Genomic DNA, 12,633 nt, shown 5'->3' with positions numbered 1-12,633 from the left:
GAATTAATCGCGCCCTGTTTTATTATGTCTATTATTATGAACCATATTAACGGTTTTCTACAAGAAAATCAATTGCTTTTCGAACTTTTAAATCTTCTTTCATCGCGTCAGTTGAACCGATTGCCTGCTTGATGTTTTCAACCGGCATGTTGTAAGCTTCAGCCATTTTAGTCAGCTCAGCTTCAACTTCTTCGTCCGTTACTTCAAGGTTTTCTGCTTGAGCGATCGCTTCAAGAGTCAGGTTTGATTTTACGCGTTTTGCGGCATCTTCTTTCATTTGCTCTTTTAACGCGTTTTCGTCTTGGCCTGAGAATTGAGTGTAAAGCTCAAGGTTCATGCCTTGCATTTGCAGACGCTGTTCGAATTCTTTCAGCATGCGGTCAAGCTCAGTGTCGATCATCGCTTGAGGAACATCAGCTTCAGCGTTTTCAGATGCTTTCAGAACAAGCTCTTCACGCAATTTAGCGTCAGCTTCGTTTTCTTTTGCTTCTTCAAGGCGTTTTTTTGTTTTCTCAGTTAATTCAGCAAGCGTTTCAACTTCTTCGTCAATGTCTTTTGCGAATTCGTCGTTAAGCTCAGGAAGCTCTTTCGCTTTGATTTCATGAATTTTCACTTTGAAAACAGCTGGTTTTCCGGCAAGCTCTTCAGCGTGGTACTCTTCAGGGAATGTTACTTCAACATCCTTTTCAGCGCCTGCTTCAAGGCCTGTTAACTGCTCTTCGAAGCCCGGGATGAATGAACCTGATCCTACTTCAAGTGAGTAGTTCTCAGCTTTTCCGCCTTCAAACGCTTCGCCGTCAACGAAACCTTCGAAGTCAAGAACGACTGTATCGCCGTTTTCAACAGCGCCTTCTTCTTTCACGACAAGCTCAGCCTGACGCTCTTGAAGCGCTTTAAGTTCGTTTTGTACATCTTCGTCAGTAACGGCAGTGTCATCTTTTTCGATTCCTAAGCCTTTGTAATCGCCAAGTTTCACTTCCGGTTTTACAGTCACTTTTGCAGTGAAAATTAAGCTTTCGCCTTTTTCGATTTTTTCAACATCGATTTCAGGGCGGTCTACAGGCTCAATGCCGGCTTCTTCAACCGCTTTAGGGTATTCTACAGGAAGTAAAATATCTAAAGCATCCTGGTAAAGAGCTTCAACGCCGAAACGCTGTTCGAATAAACCGCGGGGAACTTTCCCTTTGCGGAATCCAGGAATAGAAACCTGTTTTACTACTTTTTTAAATGCATCATCAAGAGCTGTTTTGAACGTATCCGCATCAACTTCAACCGTTAATACGCCTTCGTTGCCTTCTTGTTTTTCCCATTTTACAGACATGTGTTTCCCTCCAAAAATCTATTCAGGTTGTGTCGGTCTTCCATTCTAAAGCAATCCGCGGCTTTGTCAAAGAAAAAACCGCTTTGAATCAGAATCATTATGTAATGAACTGGCAGCCTGTCCAACCGTAATTCTCATTTCAGTTAAACCGCTATACATAAATACAACCACTATATTATAACATAACGCCTACCGCTTTCAACTATATGGTGTGATTTACAAATAAGAAATTTCTTCAATATCCTTAATCATCGTGCAGGCTTCTTCGAGTTCGCGGCTGTCAAACTCGTACATCATATGAAGTTCCTCCGGCTCAATGTCAATGCCGTGCATCTCGTAACCGACCTTATGAAGCGCAGCCGCCCATAAATCCGCGTTCAAAAACTTCGGCATAAAAGGGTGCAGAACGTACAGATGCCTTCTCCACAGCTCCTCGACGGCAGCGTATAATGTAGGGTTTTCATTGCCGAGCGTTTCATCAAGCACCCGGAGAACGCGGTGCAAAATCGGAGCCGCATCAGGCTGAACCGTTTCACTCGGAACCGCGGTCATTGAATCGCCGAATTTTGTAATATGAACCGGCTTGCTGTAGTCATGCTCCGCCATCAGCGTCAAAATCATCGTCTTGATAAGCGGATGCGCGCCCGGATCTTGAAGAATTGTTTTTAAGAGACCCGTGTATTTTGCAATATTGCGGTCTTTAAGAGAATGAATCAGATTCATTTGTTCAGCGGGGCTGTTCAGCACTTTTTCCGCATCAAGAATGTCCTCGTATTCCTCCTCCCACGCCTCATCCTGCTGATCGGGATCGGTCATTTTGCGGCTGAATTCGAGCAGCCGGTAGAATTGCTCCGCACTTTCTGCGGGCAGCTGGTTTTCTTCCAGCACAGCTTCAATTGTGCTTTTGACTTCTTCATATTGTTTCAGCTGAATTAAAATGGTCATGTACACCTGCAGCACGGTGAAATAATGGCCGTACCCTTCATTCAGCATTTTCTCGCAAACTTGTTTTGCTTCTTCCAATTCCCCGAGTTCCAGAAAACAAATCGCCATGCCTAAATGTACGTCGGACTCGGTATCGCCGTGGCTTACCGCCTCTGAAAACAGTTCGAGGGCCTCCTCATACTGTTTATCCTTCATGGCGGCCATCCCTTTATCAACCAAGCGTTCTTTCAGACGGGGGAAAGGAATGATATCAGCTTTTTTCTTGTCATGCGTCATACTTTATTTCCTTTCAGGCGCTATTTTGTTCAAGTGTATCAACACGCGTCATGAAACACAAGAAAGGATGATGCACACGGTAAAAAAAGCCGCCGGACAGATGCCGGGCGGCTTTTTTCAGGCTTGAAGCCATGAACTTCTTTTCGATTCAAACTGCTGAATGTCGTCCTCCAGCAGAAGCGTTAATGAAATTTCATCATAACCGTTAATCAGCATTTCCTTCCAGTGAGGATCGACTTCAAATGAAATCTCTTTTCCTTCACTGTCATGAATGAGCTGGTTTTCCAAATCAACCGTCATGTTAAGAGACTGATTTTCATATTGGCCGGTGAGTTTTTTCCACTGATCATACGGCATACGGATGGGAAGCATACCGTTTTTAAAACAGTTTTGATGAAAAATATCGGCAAATGACGGAGCAATGATGATTTTGAAGCCGTAGTCATCCAGCGCCCAAGGAGCGTGCTCACGGGATGATCCGCAGCCGAAATTCTCTCCGGCAATTAATATGGACGCGCCTTCATAGACTTTGCGGTTTAATTCAAATTCAGGATCAGGCTCACCGTTCTCAAGGTATCTCCAATCAAAAAACGCGAATCTGCCGTATCCGGTTCTTTCAATTCTTTTCAAAAACTGTTTCGGAATAATCTGGTCCGTATCGACGTTGATCCGGTTTAAGACGGCCGCTTTTCCCGTATGCGTTTTTAAAGGTTCCATCTTTTCGCGCACTCCTTACACAACTGTTTTTTCTTGATAAAACTTTCTTACATCGACGAAATGCCCGTGAATGGCCGCCATTGCCGCCATCGCCGGACTGACAAGGTGTGTTCTCGCGCCTTTTCCCTGTCTGCCTTCGAAGTTGCGGTTGGAAGTGGAAGCGCATCGTTCCCCTTCAGGCACGACATCATTATTCATACTGAGGCACATGCTGCAGCCTGATTCTCTCCATTCAAAGCCGGCCTCGAGAAACACGCGGTGCAGCCCTTCTTCCTCGGCCTGCTGTTTCACGCTTTGAGAACCCGGCACCACAATGGCTCTGACGCTGTCGGCGACTTTTCGGCCTTTGATCATATCCGCAGCCTGGCGAAGATCGGTCATCCGCGAATTTGTACAGGAGCCGATAAACACATGCTCGACTTTAATATCTTCAATTTTTTGATTCGGTGAGATTCCCATGTATTCGTACGCGCGGATGGCTTCTTTTTTACCGTCTTCAGAATCAATCGTTTCCGGCGCCGGTATTTGGGCATCGACCGGGAGAACCATGCCGGGATTGACGCCCCATGTTACCATTGGAGAAATCTCGCTGCCGTCTAACACGATGGAATGATCGTATACGGCGCCCGGATCGGTTTTTAACGCTTTCCATTCTGCGGCGGCTTTTTCAAATTCCTCGCCTTTTGGCGCGTATTTACGGTTTTTACAGTATTCGATCGTCGTGTCATCAGGAGCGATCAGTCCCGCACGGGCTCCCGCTTCTATTGACATATTGCAGACGGTCATGCGTTCGTCCATAGACATGTTTCTGAATACTTCCCCGGTGTATTCAATGACATATCCGGTACCGAATCTCACCCCGTATTTTCCGATGACCGACAAGATGACATCCTTCGCTGTCACTCCTTTTTGGAGCGTTCCGTCAACTCGGATTTCAAGCGTTTTCGGCCGCTGCTGCCATAATGTCTGTGTGGAAAGAACATGTTCCACCTCACTTGTGCCGATACCGAAGGCAAGCGCTCCGAACGCGCCGTGAGTCGATGTATGGCTGTCTCCACAAACGATCGTTTTTCCCGGAAGTGTCAGACCAAGCTCAGGCCCGACTACATGAACGATCCCCTGGTCTGCGCTGTGAAGATCCGCAAGACGGACGCCGAACTCCTCGCAATTCCGTTCAAGCGCGGTTACTTGGCGCTTTGCGACTTCATCTTTAATGTCAAAACGGTTGACGGTCGGAATATTGTGGTCCATCGTCGCGAATGTGTTCTGCGGCCGTCTGACCTTTCTTCCCTTCTGCCTTAACCCTTCAAACGCCTGAGGAGACGTCACCTCATGAATGAGGTGCAGATCAATATAGAGAAGGTCGGGTTTTCCTTCACCGCTTTTTACAACATGCCGATCCCAAATCTTTTCGATGATTGTTCGAGGCATCATCTTTGTTTCCTCCCTCTACCTATGAACTAAGACCGCTTTCTTTAAAGCGTCATACTATAGATTTTGTATTCGAGCCGGCTAATGCGGCTTTTACTTTTTCAGTAATGTCATGCGTTCCGGCATATTGGCCGTCCCGGGCGATATCACGTGTACGGCTGCCGTCTGCAAGCACCTTTGCGACCGCTTTTTCCACCGCCTGCGCTTCGTTTTCAAGTCCGAAAGATGTTCTCAAAAGCATCGCCGCTGATAAAATTGCCGCAAACGGATTGGCCATCCCTTTACCGGCGATGTCAGGCGCAGATCCATGCACGGGTTCAAACAAGTGAAGACCTGAACTTGATAAACTGGCTGACGGCAGCATGCCGAGCGAGCCTGTCAGCATTGAGGCTTCATCGCTTAAAATATCGCCGAACATATTCTCAGTTACGATGACGTCAAACTGGCTCGGAGCGTAGATGAGCTGCATCGCGGCATTATCGACAAGCATATGTTCAAGCGTCACATCAGGAAATTCTTTTGCGATTTCATCCGCTGTTTCACGCCACAGCCTGCTTGAAGAAAGCACATTCGCCTTATCAACGGACGTCACTTTTCCTTTTCTGCCGGCAGCCATCTTAAAGGCTTCTCTGACAACGCGTTCGATTTCTTCTTTCTTATAAAAAAGGGTATCGACTGCTTCCTTTTCTCCCGCTTCATTGACATACTGTCTGCTCGGTTCTCCGAAGTAGAGGCCGCCCGTCAGTTCCCTGACGATTACAAAGTCGACGCCGCTGATATATTCTTTTTTCAGCGGAGAAGCCTCAGACAGGCTTTCAAATACGGTCACGGGACGCAGATTGGCAAACAGGCCGAGTTTTTTTCTGATGCCGAGCAGGCCTTTTTCCGGTCTGAGCTCTGGAGGATTTTGGTCCCATTTCGGCCCGCCGACTGCCCCGAGCAGGATGGCGTCGGATCTTTCACAAAGAGCCACCGTCTCCTCAGGAAGGGGGTTTTGATGGGCGTCAATAGCTGCTCCCCCGATCAGCCCGTTTTCAAATTCAAATTCATGTCCGAATTGTTCGGCAACGCTTTTCAATACATCTGCCGCTGATTCCGCCACTTCCGGTCCGATTCCGTCACCGGGTAGCAAAGCAATGCGTTTTTTCAAATCAAACGTTCTCCTTTCTATTACGAGCCGACCGCAGTCTGTCTCTTTAATCCGTCTAAATTGCAATCCAGCACCAACTGCCGGTTCACGGCGTTCAGATAAGCTTTAGCAGAAGCTTCCAGAACATCCTGCGCGATTCCCCGCCCTGATGTTTCTTTTCCGTTCACGGTCACTCTGACGTAAACTTGAGCCAGCGCGTCTTCGCCTTTCCGGTTGGATTGGATGCGGTAGTCTGTCAGTTCAATATTTTTATCGATGCAGCGCCCGAGCGTATTATAAACGGCTTCTACGCTGCCCGCCCCCGTTGCCGCCTCTTGCATCAGCTGTTCGTTTTCCTGATTTTTCAAAGAGACTGTTGCAGTCGGCACCTGAGACGTCCCGTAATGCACTTGCAGAGACAAAAATTCATAGCCGATTTTTTTGTCCGTCACTTTTTCTTCTAAAATAAGAGAAATCAGGTCATCATCGGTGATTTCTTTTTTCTTTTCGGTCAGTTCTTTAAACATCGTAAAATATTTATTGATTTCATCACTATCAAACTGGAATCCAAGCGTATTCAGGCGGTCTTTGAACGCGTGGCGCCCGGAATGCTTTCCGAGTACGAGCGCATCAGCAGTCACGCCGACAAGTTCCGGTGAAATGATTTCATATGTTGATTTTTCTTTCAGGAAACCGTCTTGGTGAATGCCGGACTCATGTGCGAAAGCGTTATCTCCGACGATTGCTTTGTTGCGGGGAACGGCCATGCCCGTCAGTTTGCTGACAAGATCACTCGTCCGCTTCAATTCATGAAGATTGAGAGATGAATCGGCTTGATGCGCGTCATTTCTGACATGAAGCGCAACGGCGATTTCCTCTAGCGCGGCATTCCCGGCTCTTTCTCCTATGCCGTTAATGGCGCATTCAATTTGATCAGCGCCGTTCTCAATTGCCGAAAGTGAGTTGGCAACCGCCATTCCGAGATCATCGTGGCAATGGGCTGAGAGTTTTACCCGGCTGATATTCGGAACGTGTTCCTTCATATATTTAAAGATGTTTCCGTATTCAGCCGGCGTCAGGTAACCTACAGTGTCCGGCAGGTTGATGACGCTCGCGCCGGCATCAATCACTTCTTCTACGATTTCAGCCAGAAACGGAAGTTCGGTGCGGCATGCGTCTTCTGCCGACCATTGAACGATCGGAAAGCGTTCTTTTGCATACTTCACCATTTCAACCGCTTTTTTCTTAACCTCTTCCCGCGTCATTTTCAGCTTATGCTTCAGATGAATGTCAGAGGTGGCGATAAAGATGTGAATGCGCGGGCTGGCCCCGTCTTTCAGCGCTTCCCAGGCTGCGTCGATATCACCTTTGACAGATCGGGCAAGCCCTGTTACCGAACAATTTTTAATCGTTCTTGCGATTTCCTGCACGGCTAAAAAATCACCTCGGGATGAAGCGGGAAATCCCGCTTCAATAATGTCCACCCCGAGTCTTTCAAGCTGCTTGGCTATCGCCAGTTTCTCCCGGGAATTGAGGTTGACCCCGGGAGATTGTTCACCGTCACGAAGGGTCGTGTCGAAAACATTAATTTTGCGCAACGGAGACCACCGCTTCCTTCTTCTTGCCTTGTTTGACAAACGGCATCATTTCACGAAGCTGTCTGCCGACCTTTTCAATCTGATGCTCGTTTTCGCTTGCATTGATCGCATTGAAACGAGGACGGTTCACTTGGTTTTCCACGATCCATTCTTTTGCGAATGTACCGTTTTGAATATCCGTTAATACTTGTTTCATCGATTCTTTTACCTTTGCATCAACTACGCGCGGTCCTGATACAAAGTCTCCCCATTGAGCCGTATCGGAGATAGAGTATCTCATGCCGGCCAACCCTTCTTCATACATCAAGTCTACGATCAGCTTCAGTTCGTGCAGACACTCGAAGTATGCGAGTTCAGGCTGGTAGCCGGCTTCTGTCAGCGTTTCAAAACCCGCTTTGACAAGCGCCGTTAAACCTCCGCACAGAACAGCCTGCTCACCGAACAAATCTGTTTCCGTTTCTTCCTTAAATGTTGTTTCAAGAACCCCCGCACGCGCTCCGCCGATTCCTTTTGCATAAGCAAGAGCCGTATCTTTCGCTTCGCCTGATACATCCTGGTAGATGGCAAACAATGCCGGTACGCCCGCGCCTTGTTCATATGTTCTTCTGACAAGGTGTCCAGGTCCTTTAGGGGCGACAAGGAATACATCCACATCAGCAGGAGGCACGATCTGATGGAAATGGACGTTAAATCCGTGTGCGAATACCAATGACTTGCCCGCCGTCAATTCATCTTTGATTTCAGCTTCATATACTTTTTGCTGCTGTTCATCCGGAAGAAGAACCATAATGATATCAGCCTGGGCAGCCGCTTCTCTTACCGAAAAGACTTGATGACCGTCTTCTTGGGCCTGTGTAAATGATTTGCCTTGTCTGACGCCGACAATGACATCAATTCCGCTTTCTTTTAAGTTCAGCGCGTGTGCATGACCTTGTGAACCGTAACCGATAATCGCTACTTTTTTACCTGCCAATACGTTCTCTTTGATATCACCGTTATAATATACTTTTACCATTTTAATCTCTCCCTTTTTTGTGTTATACAATTGAAATTGTTTTATTGGATGACGCCTTCTGCTGGGTTCCCCTCGCAAAAGCCGTTGTGCCCGTTCTCGCGATTTCTTTAATTCCGTAAGGTTTGAGAAGCTCTATGAGCGCTTCGATTTTATTAGATTCGCCGGTAACCTGAACGACGATGCTGTCTCTTGAGACATCAACGACGGAAGCTCTGAACGGCTCAATGATTCCATTGATTTCCGTTCTGGCCGACGGTGCGGAAACAACTTTGATTAATGCCAGCTCACGCTGTACAATCGATTGGTTTGTAATATCCGTCACTTTCAGGACGTCAATTTGTTTGTTAAGCTGCTTTGTCAGCTGCTCTACGTCATTTTCGCCTTCCACATGGACGACAAATGTAATCCTTGAAACACCGCTTGTTTCCGTGTGGCCTACAGTGATGCTTTCGATATTATAGTGTCTTTTTGTAAACAGGCCGGTGATCCGGTTTAATACTCCCGAGCGGTTGACCACCGTTAATGTGATAATGCGTTTCAAGGTTTCACCCCCACCATTTCATGAAGTCCTTTACCCGGCGCAATCATCGGGAATACTTTCTCGCTTTTGGCGACCCGAACGTCAATAACGGCCGGTTCTTTTGATGAAAGCGCCTTTTTAAGCTCTTCTTCCGCCTCTTCTTCCGATGAAATCCGGACGCCTTTAATGCCGTAGGCTTCTGACAATTTGACAAAGTCAGGCTGCGCCGAGAATTTGGATTCAGAATAGCGTTCTTCATAGAAGATTTCCTGCCACTGTCTGACCATGCCCAGACATTCGTTGTTCAAGATAACCACTTTGACAGGAAGATTCAGCTGCCGGATGACATCTAATTCCTGAAGGGTCATCTGAAAACCGCCGTCTCCGAGGATGGCAACGACCGCGGCGTTACGATCGGCCAGCTGCGCACCGATAGCCGCCGGAAGGCCGAAGCCCATTGTGCCGAGTCCCCCCGAGGTCACCCACTTATCAGCCTTTCGGAAAGGATAAAACTGAGCCGCCCACATCTGGTGCTGGCCGACATCCGTCGCCACAATCGCCTCACCGTTTGTGAATTGGTGAATATACTCAATCAGCTTTTGGGGTTTCAAGCCTTCTTCACTGTCGTCTGTATACCAAAGGGGATATTCTTCTTTCCATTCTGAAAGCTGCTGTTTCCATTCCTCTGTCTGTCCCTGTTTTCCGTTTTGCTTCAATAATTCCTGAAGGACGATTTTACTGTCGCCGACCACCGGAATCTGCGTTTCAATAATTTTTCCGATTTCAGCAGGATCAATATCGATATGCGCTACTTTGGCTGATTTTGCAAAATGCTTCAGATTTCCGGTCACACGGTCATCGAACCGCGCTCCTATGCTGATCAGCAAGTCACAGTGGTAAAGCGCCATATTCGCTGTGTATGTGCCGTGCATCCCCGCCATTCCCAGAAAAAGAGGATGGTCTGCCGGGAAACCGCCCAGACCGAGAAGCGTGTGCGCTACCGGAATTTGCTGCTGTTCGGCATAATTTTTTAAATCTTCTGAAGCTTTACCGTGCAAAACACCCGCTCCGGCTAAAATAACCGGCTTTTTCGCACTGCTGACAGCTTCCACGAGCTTTCGGATCTGCAGATAGTTAGGCTCTTTTACCGGCTGATAACCCGGAAGATTGATCTCGTGATCATATCTGAATTCTCCTTCAAATGCTGCGACATCCTTCGGTATATCAATTAATACCGGGCCCGGTCTTCCCGTCGTGGCGATATGGAACGCCTCTTTAATCACACGGGGGAGATCTTCCGGACGGCGGACTTGGTAGCTGTGTTTCGTAATCGGCATCGTAATTCCTAAAATGTCGGCTTCCTGGAAAGCGTCGCTGCCGATGACCGAAGTGGCAACCTGACCGGTAAACACTACGAGCGGCAGTGAATCAATCATCGCATCCGCAAGACCGGTAACTAAATTTGTCGCTCCGGGTCCGGAGGTAGCAATCACAACCCCCGGCTTTCCGGAGACTCTCGCATACCCTTCTGCCGCATGAATCGCGCCTTGCTCGTGGCGGGGCAGGATGTGAACCAATCCTGATTGATACAGTTTATCGTAAATCGGAAGGACGGCTCCCCCCGGATAGCCGAAGATCATCTCGACATTTTCTTTCTTTAATGATTCAATCAGCATCAGAGCCCCGTTCATTGTTTTTGTACAATCGGCAGACAAAGAATCCGCCTGTACATTTGTGCCCATTTTCAGTTCCTCCTTTTCAATGTTCCCTTCTAAAATCCAATTCATAAAACGCAGCGCCGGCTGACGCAAATAAAAAAGCCTTCCCACCCACATTCAGCCAAGCATTTCATGCGATAGCCAAAAGGGGCGAAAAGGCTTTGCTCTCCGCGGTACCACCCTTGTTTACGGTCATATGCAGACCGTCTCATGGATAATGATTATCCGTTTTGATAACGAGTAAACATTGCGTTCACTCGGCCGAGTCCTACTCTTTACATTTCAGACCGGCACTCTGAGGGGAGTTCACTTTGATTTGTTTTACCGGCTCTCAGCGTTACCGGCTCTCTGTGAAAAACTTCAGCAAAGCTACTTATCCTCTTCTGCGCTTTTTATTATGGCAGCTCTTTTATTAAAAAAGAACCTTCATTTGTTTGTTTTTTTCAGTGTTTTATGATTTTTCTTTTTAGCGTGAATCATTTATTTATTTTTGTTTGAACTCATATTACGCCCGTTTGCAGACAGTGTCAACAGCATTTTTATAATTATTAGACAATTTAGATTAATCAATCTACTTTGTATACGCTTTCATTACTGGTACAAAGGGATCTGTAAATATTAAAAGTTTTTATCATTTTTTTATTAATCTCTCAAGATTACATGAAATTTTTCCGTTCATATACGAATATGTCACATTTTATTACGCGATTTTTCTCTGCCCTTCCGGCATGCTTGTCAGATATTCCGTTCGATTGAACAGGCTCTTTATACAGACATACGCATACACTGTTCTTATCTCGTAAGAAATGAGTGATGTCATGAATAAGATGTTATCAGGCATGCAGGGCCTGCCTCCTGGATTTCCGCCTTTACCGGTCTTACCGCCGCAGTCTTACTATCCTCCGGCCCCGATGCATGCAGCACCATATCAAGGCGGCCCTTCTTTTCAGCAGGGATTTCCGCCATCCGGATACGGACAGCAGACCCCGCAAGGCACGCTGTCATTCGCCGGACAGCAATTCGTTCCGTACCCTTATACATCCGGGTACTACGGCCAAACCTTCAGTGACGTCGGCGGAAGCCTCGGCGCCGGGGCACATCCCGGCGCGCTCGGAGGCGGTTTCAGCGGCCATGCCGGGGGCTTCAGCGCTCCGAGCGGATTCAGATGATACAAAAACCGGTCTCACACGGCCGGTTTCTTTTCTTGTTCACAGAGTATAACGGTCATTCCACTGATTCATTTCCTGCTCCGTATAGTAATCAGCCCTTGAAACCTCAACAATGATTAAACCGCATTGAGTGATTAAAAATTGTTTCAGTTCCTCAAACAGCTCGTCTTTTCCGCAAAAGATCGTTTCTATATTGTGATTTTTATATGCAAATGCGTACTTCAAAAGCTAATTCCTCCTGCTGTCTTTCTAACAATCACCGACAAAACGTATGATAGAAATCAGATAATTTATCACTCAAGGGCGCCTTAAGTATCTTTATACATATATTTATTACGGTAAATATTACATTAAGTTTCATTTATATTAAAATTACTTTACAATTTTCATCAAATACGGAACTTTTGTTTCGTAAAATAAAAATAAAATACAAAAAAACCTCAAACCCATTGTCAGGGCTTGAGGTTTTTTATACGTCCCAGGAGAGATTCGAACTCCCGACCGACGGCTTAGAAGGCCGTTGCTCTATCCGGCTGAGCTACTGGGACATGAAAACAAATATCTGCTGATCATTTTACCATGATATCAGCAAATTGACAATATAGTCATCCGATAAAAAAGGCCAGCGGCATCAGTTTTCACTCTGATGTCACCAGCTCTTTTTTTGTACGTCCCAGGAGAGATTCGAACTCCCGACCGACGGCTTAGAAGGCCGTTGCTCTATCCAGCTGAGCTACTGGGACAGCTTTTGCTTTATGTATCAGCGACAAGATTTATTATATACAGGTTCAAAT

At 46.8% G+C, this 12,633-nt stretch carries 11 protein-coding genes, 2 tRNA genes and 1 other annotated feature; of the genes, 1 reads left to right on the top strand and 12 read right to left on the bottom strand.

The window, feature by feature from the left end:
- Window positions 1-46: 46 nt before the first annotated feature.
- From tig to ilvB, 9 genes are all read right to left on the bottom strand, one after another.
- Window positions 47-1,321 (bottom strand): trigger factor, encoded by a 1,275-nt coding sequence (tig, locus tag G9F48_RS11290; protein ID WP_003152618.1) that lies wholly within the window; start codon window positions 1,319-1,321, stop codon window positions 47-49.
- Window positions 1,322-1,537: 216 nt separating this feature from the next.
- Entirely contained in the window at window positions 1,538-2,542 is a 1,005-nt protein-coding gene (gene ddcA / locus G9F48_RS11285; RefSeq protein WP_070082174.1) for a DNA damage checkpoint antagonist DdcA, read from the bottom strand.
- 117 nt (window positions 2,543-2,659) lie between these two features.
- Complete coding sequence (leuD, locus tag G9F48_RS11280; RefSeq protein WP_165409502.1) at window positions 2,660-3,259, bottom strand: 3-isopropylmalate dehydratase small subunit; 600 nt, start codon at window positions 3,257-3,259, stop codon at window positions 2,660-2,662.
- 15 nt (window positions 3,260-3,274) lie between these two features.
- Window positions 3,275-4,693 (bottom strand): 3-isopropylmalate dehydratase large subunit, encoded by a 1,419-nt coding sequence (leuC, locus tag G9F48_RS11275; protein ID WP_165409501.1) that lies wholly within the window; start codon window positions 4,691-4,693, stop codon window positions 3,275-3,277.
- A 49-nt stretch (window positions 4,694-4,742) separates the two neighbouring features.
- On the bottom strand, window positions 4,743-5,840 hold the full coding sequence (gene leuB / locus G9F48_RS11270; RefSeq protein WP_014418560.1) for a 3-isopropylmalate dehydrogenase: 1,098 nt from the start codon (window positions 5,838-5,840) through the stop codon (window positions 4,743-4,745).
- Between the two features lie 20 nt (window positions 5,841-5,860).
- Entirely contained in the window at window positions 5,861-7,417 is a 1,557-nt protein-coding gene (locus G9F48_RS11265; protein ID WP_165409500.1) for a 2-isopropylmalate synthase, read from the bottom strand.
- The gene (gene ilvC / locus G9F48_RS11260) at window positions 7,404-8,432 is read right to left on the bottom strand and encodes a ketol-acid reductoisomerase (RefSeq protein WP_007408142.1); all 1,029 of its coding nucleotides are present in this window, start codon (window positions 8,430-8,432) and stop codon (window positions 7,404-7,406) included. Before ilvC ends, G9F48_RS11265 begins: the two co-directional genes overlap by 14 nt.
- 22 nt (window positions 8,433-8,454) lie before the next feature.
- Window positions 8,455-8,973 (bottom strand): acetolactate synthase small subunit, encoded by a 519-nt coding sequence (ilvN, locus tag G9F48_RS11255; RefSeq protein WP_003152598.1) that lies wholly within the window; start codon window positions 8,971-8,973, stop codon window positions 8,455-8,457.
- Window positions 8,970-10,694, bottom strand: coding sequence for an acetolactate synthase large subunit (ilvB, locus tag G9F48_RS11250; protein ID WP_165409499.1), 1,725 nt, complete (start codon window positions 10,692-10,694; stop codon window positions 8,970-8,972). Before ilvB ends, ilvN begins: the two co-directional genes overlap by 4 nt.
- A gap of 119 nt (window positions 10,695-10,813) precedes the next feature.
- Window positions 10,814-11,065: a binding site (T-box leader), on the bottom strand.
- Between the two features lie 423 nt (window positions 11,066-11,488).
- On the opposite strand from ilvB, the gene G9F48_RS11245 reads away from it, so the two are divergent.
- Window positions 11,489-11,839 (top strand): DNA helicase, encoded by a 351-nt coding sequence (locus G9F48_RS11245; protein ID WP_165409498.1) that lies wholly within the window; start codon window positions 11,489-11,491, stop codon window positions 11,837-11,839.
- Between the two features lie 39 nt (window positions 11,840-11,878).
- On the opposite strand, the gene G9F48_RS11240 is transcribed toward G9F48_RS11245, so the two are convergent.
- The 3 genes from G9F48_RS11240 to G9F48_RS11230 form a co-directional block, all read right to left on the bottom strand.
- Complete coding sequence (locus tag G9F48_RS11240; protein WP_007408136.1) at window positions 11,879-12,064, bottom strand: hypothetical protein; 186 nt, start codon at window positions 12,062-12,064, stop codon at window positions 11,879-11,881.
- 249 nt (window positions 12,065-12,313) lie between these two features.
- A tRNA-Arg gene (locus G9F48_RS11235) sits at window positions 12,314-12,387 on the bottom strand.
- A gap of 121 nt (window positions 12,388-12,508) precedes the next feature.
- A tRNA-Arg gene (locus G9F48_RS11230) sits at window positions 12,509-12,582 on the bottom strand.
- Window positions 12,583-12,633: the final 51 nt, after the last annotated feature.

Source organism: Bacillus sp. EKM420B, from assembly GCF_011065565.1.
GTDB lineage: Bacteria > Bacillota > Bacilli > Bacillales > Bacillaceae > Bacillus > Bacillus velezensis.
The sequence above is the reverse complement of the archived record's forward strand: the minus strand, read 5'-3'. Positions and strand labels throughout refer to the sequence as shown.